This is a genomic window from Bradyrhizobium sp. 23 (assembly GCF_023073295.1).
GTDB lineage: Bacteria > Pseudomonadota > Alphaproteobacteria > Rhizobiales > Xanthobacteraceae > Bradyrhizobium > Bradyrhizobium canariense_D.
In genome coordinates this window covers 114,126-136,539 of the sequence record NZ_JADPJF010000064.1, presented here as the reverse complement: position 1 = coordinate 136,539, position 22,414 = coordinate 114,126, and the positions used below count along the sequence as shown (strand labels likewise).

Annotated in this window: 20 protein-coding genes and 1 pseudogene; 9 read left to right on the top strand and 12 right to left on the bottom strand. The window is 64.4% G+C overall.

Annotated features, from left to right (window positions below):
- The 5 genes from IVB32_RS15685 to IVB32_RS15665 all read right to left on the bottom strand — a co-directional run.
- Positions 1 to 714 (bottom strand): serine/threonine-protein kinase (locus IVB32_RS15685; protein ID WP_247410703.1); only part of this gene is annotated, 714 nt, incomplete at its 3' end.
- Positions 715 to 720: 6 nt separating this feature from the next.
- Positions 721 to 1,461 (bottom strand): metallophosphoesterase family protein, encoded by a 741-nt coding sequence (locus tag IVB32_RS15680; RefSeq protein WP_085351051.1) that lies wholly within the window; start codon positions 1,459 to 1,461, stop codon positions 721 to 723.
- Between the two features lie 116 nt (positions 1,462 to 1,577).
- Positions 1,578 to 2,183 carry a hypothetical protein gene (locus IVB32_RS15675; RefSeq protein WP_018455562.1) on the bottom strand — a complete coding sequence of 202 codons (606 nt, stop codon included), beginning with the start codon at positions 2,181 to 2,183 and terminating at the stop codon, positions 1,578 to 1,580.
- Complete coding sequence (locus tag IVB32_RS15670; protein WP_085351050.1) at positions 2,176 to 2,862, bottom strand: hypothetical protein; 687 nt, start codon at positions 2,860 to 2,862, stop codon at positions 2,176 to 2,178. Before IVB32_RS15670 ends, IVB32_RS15675 begins: the two co-directional genes overlap by 8 nt.
- The gene (locus IVB32_RS15665) at positions 2,859 to 3,629 is read right to left on the bottom strand and encodes a MotA/TolQ/ExbB proton channel family protein (RefSeq protein WP_085351049.1); all 771 of its coding nucleotides are present in this window, start codon (positions 3,627 to 3,629) and stop codon (positions 2,859 to 2,861) included. The genes IVB32_RS15670 and IVB32_RS15665 overlap by 4 nt, the downstream gene beginning before the upstream one ends.
- 179 nt (positions 3,630 to 3,808) lie before the next feature.
- Between IVB32_RS15665 and IVB32_RS15660 the strand changes: the two genes are divergently transcribed.
- The 3 genes from IVB32_RS15660 to IVB32_RS15650 all read left to right on the top strand — a co-directional run bounded on the left by IVB32_RS15660 (position 3,809) and on the right by IVB32_RS15650 (position 6,280).
- Complete coding sequence (locus tag IVB32_RS15660; RefSeq protein ID WP_085361683.1) at positions 3,809 to 5,179, top strand: histidine kinase; 1,371 nt, start codon at positions 3,809 to 3,811, stop codon at positions 5,177 to 5,179.
- Positions 5,180 to 5,186: 7 nt separating this feature from the next.
- Positions 5,187 to 5,834, top strand: a complete 648-nt coding sequence (locus tag IVB32_RS15655; RefSeq protein WP_085385056.1) for a response regulator transcription factor — start codon at positions 5,187 to 5,189, stop codon at positions 5,832 to 5,834.
- Between the two features lie 143 nt (positions 5,835 to 5,977).
- Complete coding sequence (locus tag IVB32_RS15650; protein WP_018455556.1) at positions 5,978 to 6,280, top strand: hypothetical protein; 303 nt, start codon at positions 5,978 to 5,980, stop codon at positions 6,278 to 6,280.
- A 57-nt stretch (positions 6,281 to 6,337) separates the two neighbouring features.
- On the opposite strand, the gene IVB32_RS15645 is transcribed toward IVB32_RS15650, so the two are convergent.
- Positions 6,338 to 6,922, bottom strand: coding sequence for a TetR family transcriptional regulator (locus tag IVB32_RS15645; protein WP_018455555.1), 585 nt, complete (start codon positions 6,920 to 6,922; stop codon positions 6,338 to 6,340).
- Between the two features lie 575 nt (positions 6,923 to 7,497).
- Between IVB32_RS15645 and purB the strand changes: the two genes are divergently transcribed.
- On the top strand, positions 7,498 to 8,805 hold the full coding sequence (gene purB / locus IVB32_RS15640; protein ID WP_247337346.1) for an adenylosuccinate lyase: 1,308 nt from the start codon (positions 7,498 to 7,500) through the stop codon (positions 8,803 to 8,805).
- Between the two features lie 108 nt (positions 8,806 to 8,913).
- Entirely contained in the window at positions 8,914 to 10,086 is a 1,173-nt protein-coding gene (locus IVB32_RS15635; protein WP_085349348.1) for a M20 aminoacylase family protein, read from the top strand.
- 105 nt (positions 10,087 to 10,191) lie between these two features.
- Here IVB32_RS15635 and IVB32_RS15630 read toward each other — a convergent pair whose 3' ends face one another.
- The 4 genes from IVB32_RS15630 to IVB32_RS15615 form a co-directional block, all read right to left on the bottom strand.
- Positions 10,192 to 11,517, bottom strand: a complete 1,326-nt coding sequence (locus IVB32_RS15630; protein WP_085358876.1) for a hypothetical protein — start codon at positions 11,515 to 11,517, stop codon at positions 10,192 to 10,194.
- A 124-nt stretch (positions 11,518 to 11,641) separates the two neighbouring features.
- Positions 11,642 to 13,450 (bottom strand): caspase family protein, encoded by a 1,809-nt coding sequence (locus IVB32_RS15625; protein ID WP_247297292.1) that lies wholly within the window; start codon positions 13,448 to 13,450, stop codon positions 11,642 to 11,644.
- A gap of 39 nt (positions 13,451 to 13,489) precedes the next feature.
- Positions 13,490 to 15,343, bottom strand: a complete 1,854-nt coding sequence (locus IVB32_RS15620; RefSeq protein ID WP_247361893.1) for a caspase family protein — start codon at positions 15,341 to 15,343, stop codon at positions 13,490 to 13,492.
- Positions 15,344 to 15,510: 167 nt separating this feature from the next.
- Positions 15,511 to 17,418 carry an acyl-CoA synthetase gene (locus tag IVB32_RS15615; RefSeq protein ID WP_247361890.1) on the bottom strand — a complete coding sequence of 636 codons (1,908 nt, stop codon included), beginning with the start codon at positions 17,416 to 17,418 and terminating at the stop codon, positions 15,511 to 15,513.
- Between the two features lie 258 nt (positions 17,419 to 17,676).
- Between IVB32_RS15615 and IVB32_RS15610 the strand changes: the two genes are divergently transcribed.
- A complete protein-coding gene (locus IVB32_RS15610; RefSeq protein WP_247297286.1) occupies positions 17,677 to 18,768 on the top strand; it encodes a preprotein translocase subunit SecD in 1,092 nt (363 codons plus the stop codon).
- Positions 18,769 to 19,046: 278 nt separating this feature from the next.
- Positions 19,047 to 19,853, top strand: a complete 807-nt coding sequence (locus IVB32_RS15605; RefSeq protein ID WP_018455547.1) for a cyclic nucleotide-binding domain-containing protein — start codon at positions 19,047 to 19,049, stop codon at positions 19,851 to 19,853.
- A 16-nt stretch (positions 19,854 to 19,869) separates the two neighbouring features.
- On the opposite strand, the gene IVB32_RS15600 is transcribed toward IVB32_RS15605, so the two are convergent.
- Together IVB32_RS15600 and IVB32_RS15595 are read right to left on the bottom strand one after the other, a co-directional pair.
- Complete coding sequence (locus IVB32_RS15600) at positions 19,870 to 20,511, bottom strand: glutathione S-transferase family protein (RefSeq protein WP_247297284.1); 642 nt, start codon at positions 20,509 to 20,511, stop codon at positions 19,870 to 19,872.
- Between the two features lie 107 nt (positions 20,512 to 20,618).
- Complete coding sequence (locus tag IVB32_RS15595) at positions 20,619 to 21,170, bottom strand: cytochrome b (RefSeq protein WP_247368135.1); 552 nt, start codon at positions 21,168 to 21,170, stop codon at positions 20,619 to 20,621.
- Positions 21,171 to 21,343: 173 nt separating this feature from the next.
- On the opposite strand from IVB32_RS15595, the gene murI reads away from it, so the two are divergent.
- Together murI and IVB32_RS15585 are read left to right on the top strand one after the other, a co-directional pair.
- The gene (gene murI, locus IVB32_RS15590; protein WP_247368138.1) at positions 21,344 to 22,141 is read left to right on the top strand and encodes a glutamate racemase; all 798 of its coding nucleotides are present in this window, start codon (positions 21,344 to 21,346) and stop codon (positions 22,139 to 22,141) included.
- Positions 22,142 to 22,202: 61 nt separating this feature from the next.
- A pseudogene (locus tag IVB32_RS15585) lies at positions 22,203 to 22,414 on the top strand (2,4-dihydroxyhept-2-ene-1,7-dioic acid aldolase); the annotation flags it as partial.

Sequence of the window (22,414 nt, the reverse complement as noted above, 5' to 3'; positions counted from 1 at the left end):
CAAGCCGCGCGGCGGGTGCGGATCGCGCCAAAGCCGGCGCCGCATCGCACGCAGTGTCTCGCCCTCGCCGAACGGCCGCTCGCCGGTCGTGAAGAAATAGAGCAGCACGCCCAGCGAGAACAGATCGCTGCGCGGATCGTCGCGCACCCCTGACAACCGTTCTGGCGCCATATAGGGCGCGGTGCCGTAAGGCAGGCGGAATTCCTCCTGCAACAGGTCCGGCAGATGGTTGTGATGCGACAGGCCATAGTCGATCAACACCGCCTCGCCGCTCTCGCGGAACATGATGCTGCTCGGCTTGATGTCGTGATGGATCACGTTCTGCCGGTGCAAATCAGCAAGCCCCGTTGCGATCCTGGCGACGAGCTGCCGCGCCTCGTCATACGGCAGCGGCAGGTCGGGCAACCGCTTGTAGAGCGTGGTCCCGGAGATGCGCTCGATCACGACATAGGCCTGGTGGGCGAAATCGCCGGTGCCGAAACAGGAGGGCACGTGCGGACCCGCAAGCCGCGGCAGGATCATCATCTCCATCTCGAAGGAGACGATCGCCGCGGGGTCCTCGCCCTCCGACACCCGCGGAATTTTCATCAGCAGCGGCACGTCGAGGCCGGGACGGGTGACGGTCCACAGCGTCGCCATTCCGCCGGCATGGACGCATTCGCCAATCGTGTAGCCGTCGATCTCTGCGCCCGATTTGACGAGGGGTTTCGGCATCGGCCTCTAACGCCCCTGCGACAGTCGGTCGGCGAGCCAATGCGGCAGGCCGTTCTCGCGGATCCGGTTCGCGGCCGTCTCGACGTCGTAGGGCGCGCGGCAATAGGTGATCTGGCACGAGACCGTGTCGAACAGCGCGAAAGCCGCGGATGGATCGCCATCGCGCGGCTGGCCGACCGAGCCGAGCACCGCAAGCCATTGCCGGCCGCGCAGCAGCGGTACGGAGACGTCAGTCTTGGGCACGAGTCCCGACATCTTCGCCGTCACCGACATCGAATAGATCGCCGGGCGGTGGATGTGGCCGCAGAACGTGACATGAGCCGGCGTCGCGATCAGGCTCTTGGCTGCGTCGGCGGTCGATCGGACATAGTGCCAGCTTCGGGGGCTGGAGGCTTCCGAATGCACGAACAGGCGATCGCCGTCCTCCACCAGCATCGGCAATTCCGCCAGGAACCGCCGCTGCGCGGTGTCGAGCCGGCCGCGGGTCCATTCGATCGCGATTTGCGCCTCGGCATTCATGGTCTCGGCCGAGGAATTCACCGCCTGGTCATGATTGCCGCGCACGGCGACGGCGCCTTGGACAACCAGCTCCATCGCGGTATCCACCACCCATTCCGGATCGGCGCCATAGCCGACGAAGTCGCCAAGCAGGATGAAGCGCTCGGCGCCACGCGCCCGCGCGACTTTCAGGCACGCCTCGAACGCCTGCCGGTTGCCGTGGATATCCGAGAAGACAGCGAGAAGCACGCACCCTCCACCCTCGAACCTTATTGGGAGCCGATAAGGCTAAATTGAGGGAGGTCAAGAACATGCGCCAGCGGCGCGCGGTTTGCCAGCACTGCCCTGTCGCGATGGTGAAGAGCCTATTGCTCGTCCTTCGGCGGCATCCGGGGCGGCGGCAACGGCGTGAACACGGCGCCCTGCGCGCCGGCCGGTGGTGCCAGGAATTCGCCGGTCGAGGAATCGCCTCCGCTCGTCTCCATGATGGTCTTGGGCGTCACATATTCCCGGACCATGTCGATGAGGCTGCCATCGCCGCCGCCGAAATCGGCGGCCCGGCCGCCTTGCGGATGTCCCAGCGCGATCTCGTTCTCCGCCGCATGGGTCTTGTCGGCCAGCCTGTCATTGTAGGGCACACGAAAGGCGCGCGGGATGCCACTCGGCCGATTGTCCTCGTCGAGCTGCTCGACCCAGAGATAGATCGAGCCGGGATCGCCCTCCAGCGAATGCGGCTCGACGATGCGGGCCTTCAGCAGCTTGAACGAGGCCGGCAGCCGATCGGCGCTGGCCCAGCCGAGCAGCCCGCGCATCTCGGTGAAGCTGACGACATAGAACGCACTGGTCACGACCACCGCGACCGCCTTGAACGACCAATGCAGCCGCGCATAGACCAGAACGACCAGCAGCAGCGCACCGATGACGGCGTAGGCTATCGATAGCGTGAGGATGACCGTTGGCAGGCTAGTCACGGCGCACCCTCACAGCGTTCTTGCTCACGCCGGTGCTCGGGTCGAGATCGGCGCCGTTGCGCCAGCCGCTGCGAAAGGTCTCCAGCAGCGATTTCGGCCGCTGGTCCACATTGACGACCTTGCCTTCGGCGTCGAGTCGGAACCGCACCGCGGTCTTCTCGTCGCCGGTGTGATCGACCGTGAACTTGTTATCGAAGATCACCTGCGCCGTCGGATTGAGTTTTTGCACCTTCACATTGGCCGTCACAGGCTCGCCGGTCGTAGCCACGAAATGTGAGACATTGACGGTGTATTCGCCGGGAACGATGCCCCGCACCGTGACGATCTCTTCGCGGATCGGCGAGGCAATCTTTTTGCCGTTGACCATGATGAAGTCGTTGGCTCCGCCGCGATCGTCGCGGTCGAGCGTGAGGAAGCCGGCCTCGCGGTGGCGATACCAGGCGATATTGCCCACGGGATCCTGCACGAACAGGTCGAGATCGTCGGGATGGCTGTCGGGCCAGTCCAGCGTGATCATGAACTCGGCCTTGGAGTCGATCTTGCCGTCCTTGGCGTCCGGCGAGACCGCGAGCAGCGCGAGGAAGAACAGGAAAGCGATCACCTGGAGCGCCTTGAACAGCATCACGCCCAAGGGATCGAACGGCTCCTCGCGCGGATAGAGACCGAAATCATCCATCATGTCGCGATTCCAGCGCCCTTACGTTCCAGCACCGGCGTCACATAGGTCTCGGTCAGCACCACCGCATCCGAGAACACCTTCTGGGTCGCGGCATCCAGCATGTAATACTGGATGCGGACCAGGATCGAACCGACGAGGCCCGCCAGCGTCGTGTACATCGCGACCGCCATGCCGTCGCTCATTAGTCCCATCGAGGATCGCATCGCGACCTTGTCGGCGGCATCCAGTCCCGCGATCGGCGCCAGCATGATGATGAAGCCGACGATGGTGCCGAGCAGGCCGAGCTTCATCAGCGTATCCGAGACGAAGGCCCCGAAGCCGTTGGAGCCGCGCAGCCGGTCGGCGAGCGTTCGCAGCAATAGCGTCTGGTCGACGGGGCGGTAGTCCTGCGCCGCGGCCTTGGTCACGAGGCTCTCAATGTGGTCCCGCACCAGCCCGCGCGGCAGCGCGGCAGCGCCGACGTCGAGCGCCCTGCCGCCCTCGGGGGCCGCAAGCACCGCGCGGCAGCGCCTTGCCGCCGCGCCCTCGCGGGCAATGGCCCGCGTGCGCAGGAAGCAGTGACCGCAGGTGAGGACATAGAGCAGCGCGATCACGCTGGAAATGTAGGTCCGATCTGAGGTCAGCATCAAGCGGATCAGGCCGAACCGCCACAGCAGCACGACGGCGAAGATCGAAAGCCCGGTGAAGATCATCCAGAACAGGAGCGCACTGCGCTCGGATGGGTCGGCAGCAGGCCCCGCGATCGGCCCAATCGTCATCGAACTCATGCTGCACCGCTCCTGGCCGTGAATTCCGCCCATTAGATCAAAGCCGCCGCGCCCGGTCCAAAGAGCCATGCCCAATCCAGCATGGGAAATTTGCCCGAGCTACCATCTTGCCGTGCCTCGCAATTGGCAAGGCGCGGCGGCGTTGTTAGGCTGACCTTAGCAAACTTTGGGGTGATCGCATGCGCCTTGTGCTTCAGCTTGTCGCCCGTCTGTTTCTCATTGTCGTGCTCTGCCTTGGCGCGGCGACGATCTGGGCCACGTTCGACGCCTATCGCAGCGTGGACCGGGCGACTGCGGCCTCGGCGCAGCGGGTCGCCCAGGCGCTTCAGGCCCTGTATTGGCACGAATTCCTGTTGCGTAGCAGCAGAACACGCGAGCAGCTTCTGCCGGTTCCGGAGTGGCGCACGCTGGAAACGATGAAGCTGATCTCACCCGGCGTCTGCGTCGAATTCCAACCGGCCATCGCATTCGAAAAGCCGCTCTGCGGCCAGAGCGAGGGGCTGGGCAAGACGCCGCCGCGCTGGTTCGCGTCGATCGTGCCGACCTTCCTCGGCAGCCATGCCGAAGTGATACGGCCCGTCAGTCCCCGCGCGGCGACCGCCGGAACGGTGGTCGCGACGCCGGATGAAACGGCCGCCATCTCGCTTGCCTGGGAGTACATCCTCAACGTGATCGACGTCGCGCTTTTGATGGCGGCGGCGATCGCGCTGCTGGCCTCGCTCGCGATTGCGCATGCGCTGGCGCCGGCGCGCACGATCGTCACGGCCTTGCAGCGCATGGCCCGCGGCCAATATCGCACGAAACTGCCGCGCTTCCGGTCGATGGAGCTGGCGATGATCGGCAGCGCCGTCGGCGAGCTCGGCGGCCGGCTGGAGGAGGCTACCGAACAGCGCGCGGCGCTGACGCGGCGCCTGATCGAGATCCGCGACGACGAACGCTGCGCGCTCGCCCGCGAGCTGCACGACGAGTTCGGACAAAATCTCTCGGCCATCCTCGCCTTCGCCAACACCATCGAAACGGCGAGCACGAAGGGAGACAAGCACAACGACGTCGCGCAGGACGCGCGGATGATCTCGCAGGCCACGCATCATCTGATGGCCTCGCTGCGCGACGCGCTGAAGCGCCTGCGCAATCCCCTGCCCGCCGAGCTTGGGCTGGAGGCGAGCCTCGTGAATTTGGTGGATAGCTGGCGCTCGCAGAGCTCGGCGCGGCCGACGATCCAGCTCGATCTCAAGGGCGACCTCACCGACATCAGCGGCCCGGCCGCTATCACGGCCTATCGCGTCGCGCAGGAATGCCTGACCAACGCGTTGCGCCACGGCGCGGCACGCGAGATTTCGCTCAGCGTGGAACGGCGCGCGGGCGACGACGATGCATTGCTGATCCGTGTCGACGACGATGGCGGCGGCGACGCGGCACGCGTCAAGCAGTCGGCCGGCTTCGGCCTCACCGGCATCCGCGAGCGCGTCGCAGCGGCCGGCGGCTCATTCTCGATCCTGCCTGCCCGAGGCGGACTCAGCGTCGCCGCCACCATCCCGCTCGCCGCATGAGGCCGGCATGAACGAGATGGCAACAGGCATTTCCGTGCTGCTGGTCGACGACCATCCGATCGTGCGGCAAGGCTATCGGCGCGTGCTGGAAAGCCAGGGTGATCTGCATGTCGTGGCGGAAGCCGACAACGCTGCGGATGCCTACAGCGCCTTCAAGGCGCGCGATCCTGATGTCGTCGTGCTTGATATCTCGATGCCCGGCGCGAGCGGACTGGAAGCCATCCGCAACATCCGCGCGCGCAGTCCGCGGGCGCGCATCCTCGTCTTTACCATGCACAACGAAGCCGTTCTGGTGAAGGCAGCCTTCAGTGCCGGCGCCAGCGGCTTCGTCACCAAGAGTAGCGAGCCGTCCGCGGTCGTGTCCGCGATCCGCAGCGTTGCCCGCGGCGAGCGCGCCATGAGCGACGACATCGCGCACATCTTGGCCGAGGACAGTCTGTCGGCGGGCTCGGCGCTGGATCAATTGGGAGAACGCGAGATCGAGATCCTGCGCCAGTTCGCCGGCGGTGCCACGACCGAACAGATCGCTGCGCATCTCAATCTGAGCGTCAAGACGGTGCAGAACTATCACTATCTGATCAAGACCAAGACCGGCGCGCGTACGGACGCGCAGCTGGTGCGGCTGGCAGCCAATTGTGGACTGACGAAGATCTAGATGTTTGCCCCTCCCTGAAGGCAGGCGCACGGAGCCATCCTCCGCATGCGGGCGTCTCCCAGGTATATTTCGACCGCCTTGCGATGCGGATTGGAACGGAGGCCATCGAACTCCAGTTAGTACCGCAGTGAAGGAGTTCCGCCATGAGTAAGGCTATCCGCGAAGCTACCTATCCCGCGCTCATCACTGTCGGCGAGCTCATCGATGAACTCTGCCGCTTGCCAGACACAGCAACCATTCGATTCCACTGCCCCATGCTCGAACAGGAGCTTGCATTCTACAGGCTTCGAAAGCGGGCGAAGGACCTCGTCGAAATTGAAGTCAATGCGTATCCGGAAAGCCCCCCGGTCGTGCCATTGGCGGGTACCGCTCTTCGTGCGCGGAAAAAGTCCCACCATCCGCGTTCGCTTCGCGATGGTGCCCTCGCCCACAAGGTCGACGGATAAAAGCGCCGCCCATGCGGGCGATCGAGCGGCTTTGGAACAGCGCGTGGAGTATTCGGCCTACGCCTTCAGCCCGCGCAATACCAGCGCCAGCGTCGCATCGACACGCGCCGAGAGATCGGCATCCTTCCACTCGTCGGCATGGGCCGGATGGTGAAAGCGGACTGTGGCATCGAAGATCGCACGCGCGGTGGTCTTGACGTCATCGACGGCGAACACGCCCTGCGTCACGCCGTCGGACAGGATTGCCGCGATCTGGTCGATCATGGTGTCCTTGTGACATTTGACGGCCGCGCAGGCTTCGCGCGCCAGGGTCAGATAAGTGTCGAACATCTCGGGGTCGTCGAGCACACGCGAACGTTTGGCGGCGAACAGCGTGCGCAGCCAGCGGTCGAGCCTGTCAGGCGCCGGGCCCTGCTCCTTGGCGATCGCCAGCAGCGGCGCGTCGATGCGGTCAAGCCAGCGTTTGGCAACCGCTTCGCGCAGCGAAGCCTTGCTCGGGAAATGGCGATAGACGCTGCCATGGCTCACATCGAGCGCACGGGCAACGTCGACCACGGTGGCTTTGGCCAGTCCGTAACGCCGCAGCACGTCCTCGGTGACTTCGAGGATCCGCTCCGGCGTCAAGATAACGGCTTCGTTCATGCCAGCACCATGTTCCCGTTGAGGGCTCAGTTACCCGGTGACAGAGCTGCTTCCGAAGCGCCCGTGCCGGTCGTTTCGGAAAGCTCTCGCCTTAATGAGGCAGTTTTGCAGCCTGCGCCGCGATCTGGCGCGCCACCAGTAAATTGAGCCAGTGCCCAATCGTCCCGGTCAAATTGATGATTTCGGTCGTCATTGTCGTAAGTCTCCAATCAATTGGCGGTCCCTGTTGTTCAATTGCGACCCTCAATCCCCCATCTGCTTGGGACGTCGGGCTCCCGGGATGCCGCCAGACGCCCGATTGGAGCGTCCGAGAACGGATATACACGTCTCGCTGACAGATTTCAATATCTGTCAGTCAATGATCCGTGATTGACAGTTAATATCTGCGGCCCCGGGGCACGTGCCGCTCATCGCGCGCCGCGGCCGGCCGATGCCCCCCACCCAGCCCAATCATCCCCCGCTACGTTGCCGGTGCCGTTTGTTTCGCTCTCCCCGCTCTGCTAAGTCACGGCGTAAAAAGCATTTTGGCAGGTCGCCCCTTCTGGGTCGCCCGCCCACCTTCCTGGAGCAGTCCAATGATCCCCCGCTATACCCGCCCGGAAATGGCCTCGATCTGGGAGCCGCAGACCCGGTTCAAGATCTGGTTCGAGATCGAGGCGCATGCGGCGGACGCCCTTGCCGAGCTCGGCACGATTCCCAAGGAGGCCGCCAAAACGGTCTGGGGCAAGGCCAAGGACGCCACTTTCGACGTCGCCCGCATCGACGAGATCGAGCGCGAGACCAAGCACGACGTCATCGCCTTCCTCACCCACCTCGCCGAGATCGTCGGCCCCGAAGCGCGCTTCGTGCATCAGGGCATGACCTCCTCCGACGTGCTCGACACCTGCCTCAACGTCCAGCTCACCCGCGCCGCTGACCTGCTGCTCGCCGACCTCGACAAGGTGCTGGCGGCGCTGAAGAAGCGCGCCCTCGAGCACAAGATGACGCCGACCATCGGCCGCAGCCACGGCATCCATGCCGAACCCGTGACCTTCGGCCTCAAGCTCGCTTATGCCTATGCGGAATTCTCGCGCGCCAGGGAGCGCCTGATCGCGGCGCGGAAGGAAGTCGCCACCTGCGCCATCTCTGGTGCGGTCGGCACTTTTGCCCAGATCGACCCGCGCGTCGAACAGCATGTTGCCAATGCCATGGGCCTCGTCCCCGAGCCGATCTCGACGCAGGTCATCCCCCGCGACCGCCACGCGATGTATTTCTCGACGCTCGGTGTGATCGCTTCCTCGGTCGAGCGTTTCGCGGTGGAGATCCGCCACATGCAGCGCACCGAAGTGCTGGAAGCCGAGGAGTTCTTCTCCGAAGGGCAGAAGGGTTCGTCCGCGATGCCGCACAAGCGCAATCCGGTGCTCTCGGAAAACCTCACCGGGCTGTCGCGCATGGTGCGCGCCTATGTGACCCCGGCGCTGGAGAACGTCGTGCTCTGGCACGAGCGCGATATCTCGCACTCCTCTGCCGAACGCATGATGGGCCCCGACGCGACCGTGACGCTGGACTTCGCGCTGGTCCGCCTCGCCGGCCTGATCGACAAGCTGCTGGTGTACCCCGCCAACATGCAGAAGAACCTCGACCGCCTCGGCGGCCTCGTGCATTCGCAGCGCGTTCTGCTGGCGCTGACGCAGAAGGGCGCAAGCCGCGAGGACGCCTACAAGCTCGTGCAGCGCAACGCCATGCCGGTCTGGCGCGGCGAGGGCGACTTCCTCCAGCTCCTGAAGAAGGACGCTGACGTGAAGAAGTATCTCACCGACGCCGAAATCGACGAGCAGTTCGACCTCGGCTATCACTTCAAGCACGTCGACACGATCTTCAAGCGCGTGTTCGGCGAAAGCTGAGCGTCATTCGTAGCCCGGGTGAGCGCAGCGACACCCGGGACTTTTCCCACAAAAAATCCCGGATTTCGCTTCGCTCATCCGGGCTACAAATCAAGGCGGACCTCCCTCATGCCCATCGTCAACCGCGTTGCCGCCCTCTCCGACGAAATGGCCGCCTGGCGCCATGACTTCCACGAGAATCCGGAGCTGCAATACGACGTCCACCGCACCGCCGGCATCGTCGCCGACCGCTTGCGCGAGTTCGGCTGCGACGAGGTGGTGACGGGCATCGGCCGCACCGGCGTCGTCGGCGTGATCCGCGGCCGCAAGTCCGCCTCGGGCAAGACCATTGGCCTGCGCGCCGACATGGATGCGCTGCCGATCATGGAGACGTCGGGCGTACCCTATGCCTCCAAGGTCCCCGGCAAGATGCACGCTTGCGGCCATGACGGCCACACCGCGATGCTGCTCGGCGCCGCCAAATACCTCGCCGAGACGCGCAATTTCGACGGCACGGCCGTGGTGATCTTTCAGCCCGCGGAAGAAGGCGGCGGCGGCGGCAAGGCGATGGTCGAGGACGGGCTGATGACGCGCTGGAACATCCAGGAGGTCTATGGCATGCACAACATGCCGGGCCTGCCCGAAGGCCATTTCGCGACCACACCCGGCGCGATGCTCGCCTCCTCCGACAACATCCAGATCACGGTGCACGGCAAGGGCGGCCATGCCGGCGCGGGTCCGCACAAGTCGATCGACAGCGTGCTGATCGGCGCTCAGATCGTCAACGCGCTGCAGTCGATCGTGTCCCGCAACGTCGACCCGCTCAAATCAGCCGTCATCTCGATCACGCAATTCCACTCCGGCACGGCCTTCAACATCATCCCCGAGGTCGCCGAGCTCGGCGGCACCGTGCGCACGCTCGACCCTGAAGTGCGCGATCTCGTCGAGCGCCGCATCGGCGAAGTCGCCGAGAGCATCGCGCGCGCCTATGGCGGCTCGGCGGAGACCAAATACACGCGGATGTATCCGGTGACGATGAACCATGCGCGCGAGGCCGGCCTTGCCGCCGACGTCGCCCGCGACATCGTCGGTGCCGAGCGCGTCAACGACAAGTTCATTCCCATGATGGGCGCCGAAGATTTTTCCTTCATGCTGGAAGCACGCCCCGGCGCGATGATCCTGGTCGGCATGGGCGACGGCAACGAGTGCCACCACCCGGCCTACGTCTTCAACGACAACATTTTGGGCCACGGCGCATCGTTCTGGGCGCGGTTGGTGGAGACGCGGATGCCGGCGGGTTAGTGCAGGTCCGCCGGGTGGGCAAAGCGAAAGCGTGCCCACCACAAACTTCTCCGCTGCAAATGGTGGGCACGGCGCTTCGCGCCTTTGCCCACCCTACAACACCGCTCATCCCTGATATTGCAGCACGTGCATGCCGGCGTTCCAGTCGGAGACGAACATCAGCCCGTCAGGCCGGACATAGGCGTCGCAGGTTTTGGCCGCGAGCGCGACGTTCGGGCGCGGATCGATGAGCTTTTTCGGTGTCGGCGGCACCCAATACGCGATCTCCTTCGGTGCGAAGGCGTCCCTGACGTCGAACACCCTGACGCCGGCATTGTTGTAGGTTGCGAAGATCGTCTCCTCGCTCTGGAACGAGCCCGGGCGGTTCTCGTGCAGATTATGCGGACCGAAGGTGCCGTTCGTGCAGAAATCGCGGTCGCGCGGGGTGGGCAGGGTCGCGATCGGCACCGGATTTGCCGGCGCGCGCACGTCGAGAACGAATGTATGGAACAGCCCCTTGGCGCAATTGTCCGCGTTCGCTTCGTCGGCGACGATTGCGAGCTGTCGCTTGGGCAGCGGCAGCGGCGTATGCGTCCCGCCGGCGAAGGGCGGCGACCAGTTGATGTGGGACAGCAGCTTTGGATTCACGGGATCGCTGATGTCGTGAATGGTGAAGCCGCCATCGCGCCAGGCAGCATAGCCGCGATCACCCGCCGTGATCATGTGATGGAGCGCAAAGCGCTTGCCCTTCGGCGTTGCCGGCTCGCCGGCCGCACGGTTCATGCCCGGCAGCCACCATTTCGCGACGATCTCCGGCTTGGTGATGGTCTTGAGATCGACCACGCAAAGGATGTGGTCGGTGAACCCGTCGAGATGCGCCGATACATAGGCATAGCGGCCGCCCGGCCACCACAGCCGATTGATGCCGAAGCCGGGCATTTCGAGGAATGCGATTTCGCGCATCTCGTTCGGTTTCGATATGTCGTGGATCGACAGCCCACAGCGGAATTTCTTGGCCTTGGTGATGCTGTCGACCAGCGTGTTCTCGAAATAGCCGCGCATATTGTCGTAGGACTGCATCGCGACGATGTTGGCGCCGTTTGCAAGCAGCAGCAGGTCTTCCGCCACCTGTAAATGGTGGGTGCGAGTGTATTGTCCCGCGGTGAAGAAATTGACCGGCTTCAGCGCACGCGGATCGGATGCGTCCAGGACCGTCACGCCGTCGCTGAACATATGTCCGACATAGACATGCTGCCGGTTGAACATCACCTGCACGCTGTCGGGCCGTCCGCCGATGTCGCTGTAGGAGATGTGCTTGATGCCCTTGCCGATGCCCTCGGGGGGAATGTCTGCCTCCGAAGCCCTAGCGCATCTCGACCACCCAGGCAGCGCGGCGGATCCGAGCACGGCCGACAATTGCTGAAGGTGACTGCGGCGCGAGAGCTCAAGCATCGGTTTTCCCCATTTTTTTGGGAATGATGCTCGCTTGCGGCGGGGCACGCAAGCCTCGTGTCGCCTGCCCTCACCTCAACCGCAGACGTGTCTGGTCCGGCCGGACATCACCGCTGCCTGGCCCTCAGTTGCAGACCTCGCCGGTGATCTTGGCGCTGGCGTTCGCATTGGGCACCGGCCCGAGGTGACAGCCCTTTGCGACCGGTCTGCAGCCGGCGTTGTTGCAGATCATCTGCCCAGAGGACTGCGACTTCGGAGCCGCGGACTCCGCCTCCTTGCGGTCCTGGTCGCGCCTCTTCGAATCCTCGCGCGTGACCACCGGCTTCTTCTCCGGCACCTTCTCGCATTCATTGTCATCGCCGACGTGATAGCCGGCGCGGCAGGTGATCTTCGCGCATTGATCGCCGTCGGCCTTGAAGCCGAAATTGCATACGAGCGGACAGACGCGTCCTGGTTTCGCCTTCAGCGCATCGAGCGCGTCGACGCTTGCAAGCTTCGCGTCGAGTTGGGTGCCGGCATATTTGTTGAACAGCGTCAGCGAGCGTTGCGATGCGGCGTTCCAATCGCCGTCAGCGGCGGCCGAAAGACAGCCGACGCGGCGCAGCTCGCTCTGAACGGATTTCGCGAGATCGCCGGGCGGCGGGGAGCTTGGCGGCGGCGACAGCGCGGCGACCTTCCTGCTTTCGGCATCAGCCGCCTGCTTGTCCGCCGCCTGCTTCGTTGCGGCCTCCGTCGCCGCTTTCTCGAGCGCCCGCTTCTCCGCGAGCGACTTGGCCGCGGCAGCTTCCGCCGCCTTGCGATCTCGTTCGGCCGCCTCCGCCTTGGCCTGCTCGATCTGCTTGGCTTTCTCGGCCGCGATCCTCGCCTCTTCCGCGGCTTTGGCAGCTGCGGCGGCTTTCTCCTGCTCGGCCTTCTGGGCTCGTTCGGTCGCGAGCCTCGCCTTCTCCTGTTCGGCCAGACGCGCCTTCTCGGTCGCCACCGTGCGATCCTCCTCGGCGGCAATCTTCTTCAACTGCACACGAGCGAGGTTGGCGTAAAAGCCGTCCGGATAGGTCTGGAGGAATGCTTCCCAGGCTTCGCGCAGGCCGGCCTGAAGCGCCAGCTCGTAGTCCTTGCGCACACTGTCCTGCGGGTTCGCCTGCGGACCTGCTGCGGCGACTGGCCTCAGCGGCACCAGCGGCACGTCGCTGCCGCCCAGGGAGCCATAGACATACGGCTCCTGCTTGTTGCCGGTCTTCTTCAAGACGTCGTCACGGACAAACCCGAATGCCTTGCGCAAGTCGAGCCCGGGCTTCGGGAGATGATCGGTCAGCGCGACCGCGAACGGGCTGTTGCGGGAGTCGCCATCCGACGCCGTCGATCCCGCCTTGGCCGCAAAGGCGATCATCGTGTTCGGACTGGTCGGCTCGACCTTGGCAAGTCCGCCACCAATCGCGCGCGAGGCCAGGGTGCGCTTCATCGTCTTGGCGAATGGGTTGTCGCGGCACGCATCGAGGATGACGAGACGGAGTTGTTTGGCCGGTTCGACCGCGTACAGCGCGCGATCCAGCGCGACCGTCTCGTCGAGGACGTCACCGTCAGTTTCCAGCATCGCATCGGTCGGAACGAGATAGTTGCTGCCGTCCAGCTCGATGCCATGGCCTGCATAGTAGATGACTGCCATGTCGGCATCGCGCGTCCTGGCCGCGAACTCGCGTAGCGATCGCCGCATTTCGCTGGCATTGAGGTCCAGCCGGATCTCGACCGTATCGAAACCCGCGTTCCTGAACATGCTGCCCACGAGCCCGGCGTCATTCACCGGGTTCGCAAGCCGCGGTGCGTTCTTGTAAGCGGAATTGCCAATGACGAGCGCAACGCGCTTGTCGGCCTGGGCCGATCCGCACCCCAGCCAAAGACCGAAAATCAACAGTGAAAGAGATCGCAAGACGATCATGAAACGCCGAGCCTTTTACGGGCGATTGCCTGTGACACCCTAATTGCAGACCTCGAAGTTGCCGCCTGTGGCTGTATTCGAACTAACCCTGCCGGGGATCGTCCCGCTGACAAGCCGACATCCCTTTTGCACCGGGCGACATCCCGTCGAGCTGCAAATAATCTGTCCACTCGCCTCAGGCCTGGACGGCGAAGATTCGCTTGCCTTCCGGTCCGTATCCCGCCTCCGCGAATCCTCACGCGTGGCGACCGGCTTCTTCTCCTGAGTCTTTTCGCACTCGTTGTCATCACCGACGCGATAGCCGGCGCGGCAGGTAATCTTCACGCATTGATCGCCGTCGGCCTTGGAGCCGAAATTGCAAATGAGCGGGCAGACGCGTCCCGGCTTGGCTTTCAGGGCATCGAGCGCGTCGGCGCTGGCGAGCTTGGCATCGAACTGAGTACCGGCGTATTTGTTGAACAGCGCCAGCGAGCGCTGCGAAGCTGAATTCCAGTCGCCGTCCGCAGTGACGGACAGGCAGCCGACGCGGCGCAGTTCGCTCTGGAGTGATTTCGTCAGATCAGCCACCGACAATGTGGATGCCGGCGCCGGCGCAAGGGCTGCAACTTTCTGCTCGACCTCAGGCATCTGCCGATCGGCCGCCGGTTTTACCGCCTGCTCCGCCTTCTCGGCGGCCTGCTTGGCGGCAAGCTCGGCCCTGGCCTTCTCCGCTGCCTGCTTCTCGGCTTGTGCTTTTGCCGCGGCAGCCTCAGCCAGTTTGCGCTGGTGCTCGGCCGCGTCCGCCCTTGCCTGCTCGATCTGCTTCTGCTTCTCCGCCGCGACCCGGGCCTCTTCGGCGGCCTTGGCAGCCGCGGCCGCCTTGTCCTGCTCGGCCTTCTGGGCGCGTTCGGCAATGAGCCTTGCCTTCTGCTGCTCGGCCGCGTTCGCTTTTTGCTCGGCCGACGCGCGCGTCTCTTCAGCAGCGATCTTGTTCATCTGGCCCTTGGCCAGATTGGCATAGAAGCCTTCGGGATATTGCGCCAGGAAGGCTTCCCAACCGTCGCGCGTGGCAAGCTGCAGCGCGAGCTCGTAATCCCTGCGAATCGAATCCTGCGGATTTGCCTGCGGACCGGTTGCAGCCGGCTTGGCAGAAACCAACGGCACGTCATCGCCGCCCAGCGAGCCATACACGAAGGGCTCCTGCTTGTTCCCGGTGCTCCTCAGCACGTCGTCGCGCACGAATCCGAACGCCTTGCGCAAATCTAGGCCCGGCTTGGGCAAGTGCTCGACCAGCGCGGTGGCGAACGGGCTGTTCCTCGAATCGCCGTCGGACGCAGTCGAACCGGCCTTTGCCGCGAAGGCGATCATGGTGTTGGGGCTGGTCGGCTCGACCTTGGCGAGTCCGCGTCCGATCGCGCGCGAAGCCAGCGTTCGCTTCATGGTCTTGGAAAACGGATTGTCGCGGCAGGCATCCAGGATGATCAGGCGCAGCTGTTTGGCCGGCTCTACCGCGAACAGCGCGCGCTCCACCGGGATGGTCTCGTCGAGCACGTCGCCATCCGTCTCCAGCGTCGCGTCGATCGGAATGAGATAGTTGGTGCCTTCCAGCTCGATGCCGTGGCCGGCGTAATAGATCACCGCCATATCGGCATCGCGGGTCCTGCCGGCGAACTCGCGCAACATGCGCCGCATCTCGCTGGCGCTGAGATCCAGCCTGACATCGACGGAATCAAAGCCCGCCTTCTTGAACATGCCGCCGACCAGAGTGGCATCGTTGACGGGATTGCCGAGCTTGGGCGCGCTCTTGTAGGCGGAATTGCCGATGACAAGCGCCACCCGCCGGTCCGCATGGGCTGGTCCGCAGGCGAGGCCAATGGCCAAAATCAACAAAACAAATATCCGAAACGGAATCACTTGCGTCCCCCCGGATGCAATTCCACGAGACTATTCGGACCATCGCTCAATTACCAACTCTTCCTATGTGATATTTGTCACATAAGAGGCTCTACCGGCGTTATGGATAATGCGGCGAAGCGTCGCCCCGCTTTCGGGCCGACGGTCGAAGCCGTCTGTTGGGTCCGCTACATTTGCACCACCTCATGGCGCATCACGAACGGTGCAAGCAGTGCGTGCACCTCGCTCGCAACCGCCTCGCGCTGATCCGCCGGCAGGCCCGCCAGCGTCACAGTCGCGATCGAACCGTGGCTGCCGTGAGCACCGACCCTGACCTTGCAGTCGATGCCGCGCTCAGTGAGCGGTGTCAGCACCTTCGTGAACACGCGCTGGGCTGCGTCCCAGCGCAGCTGCGGCTTGAACACCTTGCCGACGCCCGTCACCGGCATCGGATCGATCGGGATGACCTGCACCGGGACAGCTGCGCGCTCCGGCGTACGCTCGCGCACCCATGTCTCCAACTCGCCCGGCTCGACGGTCGCGCCCGGCTTCAGCTGCACGTAACCGACCGGCAGCTCGCCGGCATAGGCGTCGGGTTGGCCGACCACGGCGGCAAAGCCGACGGCGGCATGCCGGAACATGATCTCCTCGATCGGCGCCGGATCGATGTTGTGGCCCCCGCGGATCACGAGATCCTTGGCGCGGCCGGTGATCCAGAGATAGCCGTCGGCATCGAGCCGGCCAAGATCGCCGGAATTGACCCAGACCTCGTCGACGAAGGCACCCTTGTTGTGCTCGTCGTTGAGATAGCCGCCGAACACGCCTGGGCCAGCCATGATGACGACGCCAATCTCGTCCGGCGCGCAGTCGCGGATCAGCTTGCCCTCGGCATCGAGCTGGACGATGCGGACCCGCGCGTAAGGCATGGGAAGGCCGACCGAACCGAGCCGGATCGGCCGCGACCGATAGGCCAGCGTGTGCACGCTCGAGGTCTCGGTCATGCCGTAGACCTCGACGACCGGCAGCTTGAGCTTGTCCTGGATCGCAGACCCCACCGCGACCGGGATCGCGGAGCCGCCACCGGCTGCATATTTCAGGCTGGAGATGTCTGCATTGCCAGGCGGTACCGCGAGCGTCGCGGCGAGTACCGTCGGCACGCTCGACAGCGCCTCCGGCTTGAAGCGCTCGACCAGTTGCCAGATGTTCTTCACCGCATTCGGGTTGCGCCATCCGCTCGGCGACAGCACGACCAGCGAACCGCCAGCCGACAGCGTCGTCAGCACCTGCGTCAAGGAGCCCCCGACGTGAAACAGCGGCATGCCGAACAGCATGTTGGCGCCCGGCTTCGACTTCAGCAGCAGATTGAGCGCCCAGGCCTGATAGACTTGGTTGGCATGCGTGTGCCGCACCAGCTTTGGCGTGCCGGTGGTGCCGCCGGTGTGGAAATAGGCGGCGATGTTGCTGCCGAGAATCTTGCGTCCGCTGATAAGGCGGTCCGAAGGCTGCGGCTTGATGAGGTCGTTGAAGGCAAAGATTCCTCTCGCCGGATCGCCAGCACCGAACACCTGCACGATCGCCTTGAGCTGCTTGAGTTGCGGCCTGATCTGCTCGACTTTCTGCCAGATGTCGGTGCCCGGCATCGGCCCGAGCGCCACCAGGATCTTCGTATTCGCGGCCTCGAGGATCTCAGCGATCTGGTGCGGCTCCAGGAGCGGATTGACGGGATTGGCGATGCCGGCGGCCTCCGCGCCGAACAGCGTTACAAAGGCGTCCGGCACCAGCGGCAGCATGAAGCTGACGACGTCGCCCTTCTCCACGCCGAGTGCGTGAAACATGTTGGCCGCTTGCGTGACGCGCGCGATGAAGTCGCGGTACGTGACCACGACCGGCGTGTCGGCGGGATCGGCATTTTGCAGGAACTGGATCGCCGGCCCGTCGGGGTTGCGGACCGCACCCAGCCTGACGGCGTCGTAAGTGCTCTCGGCCGCGACGCGATCGGCGTAAGGGACCTGCTCGAAGGCTCGAACCTCTGCGTCCGTCGCCAGGTCGGGATAGTCGCTGCCGATGAGCCGATCGAGCGCATGGATGCCCGCCATGGAATTCCGTCCTCCCTCAGATGCATTTCCCCGCGCCCTGTCTTTTGACTTTTGGGTTGGCGGGGCCTCGACCGATGGCCGGCCGAGCACGGGCAGAATGATGGATGATTTGGCGTTCGTCCATGACCTAACGGCCGCCGTAATCGGGCTGTGGTGAGAGGCTTTTGAACCTGCGCGCCCGATCCGGGGACCAAGAACTGGCATAGGACTCACATGCCGGCGTCCTCGCCAGCGCCCTGGCGCAAGACTGAGGTGATCATGACTACGCCCCCGCGGGATTGCGCTACCCGGCTGTTCATCGCGCTCGCCGTGACAGCGGGGATCATGACATCGGTGATCGCCCTCCCCCGCGCGGCACTCGCCGAGGACGGCCAGCTCGACAAGATGCGCGCCAAGATCTCGGCCTTCATCGGCGACAAGATGGAGAAGCTCGGCGGGTCACGCATCGTCTACAAGGTGGACACCGATGGCCTGCGCGAGAGCGTAGTCACGGATTTGCGCGACGACGTCTACAAGAACCTGCGCGAGGGCAAGATCGCCTTCTCCGGTCTTGCGATCCGCGACGGCGGCGTTGAGTTGAAGATTGCCGACGTCAAGGGCCGCGAGCAACTCGCGCGCAAGCTCGCGTCGGCCGCGGAAGGATTGCCGTCGCATGCACTCGCCGTGACCGACGGCGACGGACTGGTCAGGCTCGTGCCGACCAATGCGGCATCCGCCGCGCGGTTGCACGAACTCGTCGAAGATGCCATCGCCATGATCGAGCAGCGTCTGAAGGAGGCCGGCGTCCAGCTGGCCAGCGTCCAGCCCGATGGGACCGACCGCATCCGCATCTTCCTGCCCGGTGTGATGGAGCCCGAGCGCGTCACCGCGGTCTTCGCCCGCAGGGTCAAGGTCGGCTTCCGCCTGATCGACCTCTCGGTGCCGCCGGAGCAGGCGCAATCCGGCACGCCACCGGCAGGCACGGAAGTCCTGCCCGGCTTCAAGGACAAGAGCCTTTATCTGGTCGCCAAGGACAGCGTGCTCGACGGCGACGACATCAGCTATGCGGGCCCGGGGTTTGCGAGCGCCACGAAAGAGCCGATCGCCTCGTTCCGCTTCAACGGCCGCGGCACGCGGCGCTTTGCCCACATCACCGAAGAGAATATCGCAAAGCCCTTCGCCATCGTGCTCGACGGCAAGGTGATCTCCGCCCCCATCATCCGCGAGCCCATCACCGGCGGCTCGGGCCAGATCTCCGGCAATTTCACCCTGGAGGAAGCAAACAGCGTCGCCATGCTGCTGCGCGCTGGTTCACTGCCGGGGCACCTCGGCTTGGTCGAGCAGGAGGTCGTGCCGCCCGCCAAGCCCTAAGGCGGGGGGATCGCCCCACGCCCACGCCTGGTCCCCCTCGCCCGGTCGGCCGCCGAGGTCGACCACGCCGAGGCTCGTACCCACTGGCCCCCGAATCGCGGGCGCGCCACGGCCATATGCACCGCCAAACAGGCAATTGCCGAAACGCCCGATCAGGCTAAAATTTGCCTCTTGCGGCACGGCGGCCCAAAACTTCATTCAAGCGGTCGTCGTTCGATTTCGGCTATAGGTGTCGAGAATACCGACCGGGACTGAAGGCCTTACGCGGGGATAGTACCATGCCGTCCGGCAGCACAGACATTTCGTCGATCCTCGACCGCATTCTCGAGGCGGCGACGGATAACCTCAGGATCGCGAAGATCCTGGTCCAGATGGGCCTCGATCCAAACAACGTCACCTATGACTCGATCTTCAATCGGATGCTGGAGATCTTCGTCCAGAACATCACGTTGGCCAATATGTTCGCCGCGGTCGGCGCCGGCTTCTTCGTCGCCACCCTCCTGATGCGAACGATGGTGCCGCTGCGCGTCGCCAACATGGTCGGCTGCGCGTTCTTCGCCGTCTTCGGCGCGCTCTCCGCCAACGTGTCGACCTTCCTGCTCTATCTCCTGCTGCTACCGATCAACGCCTTGCGCCTGCGGCAGATGCTCAAGCTCGTCAAGAAGGCGCGCCATGCAGCCGAAGGCGACATGTCGATCGAATGGCTCAAGCCGTTCATGACCGAACGCAAATATCGTCGCGGCGATACGCTGTTCAAGCTGCGCGATCCGGCTAACGAGATGTTCCTCACCGTCACCGGCAAGTTCCTGGTCAAGGAGATCAACATCGAGATCCTGCCCGGAACGCTCATGGGCGAACTCGGCTTCCTCACGCCGGACAACCGGCGCACCGGAACGGTCGAATGCATCGAGGACGGCCAGGTGCTGACGATCACCTACGACCGGCTGCTCGAGATCTACTTCCAGGACCCGCAGTTCGGCTATTACTTCCTGGTGCTGACCAGCCAGCGGCTGCTGCAAAACATCGAGCGCCTGCAGAAGCAGCTGGCAACAGAGAGGGCCGCCACCACGAACAGGATCGCGTGAGCGATCGCCTCGCCGCTCAGTCCAAGAGCAGCGCCATGCCCGGGTCGCCCTTCTCCATCGCACGCCGATAGCCCGCCCGCGCACTGATGCGGCCGAGATATTTGACCACGTTCGGAGAGCGCTGGAGGTCATAGGGCTGGAAGTAGCGCATCGTGGTCAGCGAGAAAACTGTCATGATGTCGGCGGTCGTGAAGGCGCTGCCCGCAAGATATTCGGCCTCGCGAAGCCTTGCGTCGAGAAGATCGTAGGCCTGATCGAGACGCCCCTTCATCGCGAGCAGGGTCGGATTGTCCTTGGCGAGATCGAGCCGGTTCAGGATCATCATCCGTCCCATACCGGGTTGCAGGCTGCCATTGGCGAAATGAACCCAATACAGAAACTGCGCGAAGGCGGGATCAGTGGGACCGAGCACGAGTCGGCCGTTGCCATATTTTGCAACGATGTAGTCGACGACGGCGCCGGATTCCGCGAGCACCAACTCGCCGTCGGTGATCACCGGCGCCGTGCCAGCCGGATGCAGCGCCTTGTACTCGGCCGGAGCCAGCATGGTGACGGGATCGCGCGCATAGCGCTTCAACTCGTAGGGAATCCCCAGCTCCTCGCACAGCCAGACGATACGCTCGGACTGCGACTTGCCGAGATGATGGACGGTGAGCATGAGGCCTCCTGCGATCGCAATTGGATAGTTCGTGACCCCACACCTTACTCCGTCATTGCGAGCGCCGCGAAGCAATCGCGGGCGCGATGCTTCCTCCCATGTCCGCCCTACCCCGCCTCGTCCGTCACCATCCGCGCCACGATGCGGTCGCGGCGGATGAAATGGTGCCACAGGGCGGCGATCACGTGAATCGCGATCAAGGCGAGCAGCACATAGGCAAAGAGGATGTGGCGGTCTTCATAGACGCCAGCCGCCGCGCGGTCGGGAGCCGTGAATTGCGGCACGTGAAACAGGCCGAAGAAGTCCGAATAATCAGGGGCGTGCGCACCGGAATGCGCCCAGCCGAGCAGGGTGACGACGATGACGGCGAGGTAGAGCGCGCCGTGGCTGACATGGGCCGCGACCTTCTGCCAGCGCGAGGTCCCGGCCGGCATGGCGGGCGCCGGGTCGACGAGACGCCAGACCAGGCGAAGCACCGTGAGCAGCAGGATCACATATCCGATATCGGCGTGGATCGAGCGGTAGAAGAAGCGGTCGGGACGCGCCGGGATATGGTTCATCCACCACCCGAAGCCGATCATGCCGATGATGGTCAGCGCCAGACTCCAGTGCAGCCATCGGGAAATGCTGCCCCAGCCGTGACTGGTATTTCTGATCATGTCGGTGCTCCGGAGTTTTGCGGGCCTGTCCCTATCCGCCCCGCAGTACGGCAGCTGATACCGGGAACATGTGGCCGTCGCGAAATTGAATCGTTCCAAAATAGCCCTAAGTGCCCCTGCCGCAAAACCGCCCCAAAAACCGAATGGTAACCATGGCGGGCTAGAGTGTTCACGTGACCAATTCCCCGACGATTCTGGTGTTCGATTCCGGCCTTGGCGGCCTCACCGTCCTGCGTGAGGTCGTGGCTGCGCGCTCCGAGGCGCATTACGTCTACGTCGCGGACGACGCCTTCTTCCCGTATGGCCACCACAGCGAGGACGAGATCATCGCCCGCGTGGTGCCGCTTATGGGGGAATTGATCGGCATGCACGATCCTGACCTCGTCGTGATCGCCTGCAACACGGCGTCCACGCTGGTCCTATCGCATCTGCGCGCCGCTTATTCCCTGCCCTTCGTCGGCACGGTGCCGGCGATCAAGCCGGCCTGCGCGCAGTCGAGGAGCCGGCGCGTGTCGGTGCTCGGCACCAGGGGCACGGTGAAGCGCGAATACACCAAGGCGCTGATCCGCGATTTCGCGCAGGGTTGCGAGGTGACACTGGTCGGCTCGCCCGAGTTGGCCGCGCTGGCTGAATCCGAGCTCAGCGGCTCTCCCGTCAGCGACGACGCCATCCTCGCCGAGCTCGCCCCGTGCTTCGTCGGCGATGCCGAGGACGCAGGCGCGCGCACCGATACGGTGGTGCTCGCCTGCACGCATTATCCGCTGCTGCTCGACCGGCTGAAAAAGCTCGCGCCCTGGCCGGTCGACTGGATTGATCCGGCGCCCGCGATCGCCCGCCGCGTCTCGGATCTGCTCGGACCGCACACCGGTGGCATCGCGCAATCCGGCGCCGAGATGATCTTCACCTCGAACCGCGTGCATGGCCTTTCGGCAATGCTGACGCCGTTCTTCGGCGGCCGCGTTCCAGCCTGATCTTGCGCCTCGAGAGCGCGCTGCTAGGCTCCGCCGTCGTCGTTTCCTACAGGTCCTTCCCATGTCCGTCCCGACCACGCCGCTCAACCGTCTCCGCCAGCTCTGGCGCGAGGGTCGCCCCGCCTTCGGCGCGATCGCGACGATCCCGAGCGTGCAGACCGTGCAGATCATGGCGCGCTCACTCGACTGGATCATCGTCGATCTCGAACATGGCCCCATTGGACTGACCGAAGCACATGCGATGATCGCGGCCACCACCGGCACACCTTGCAC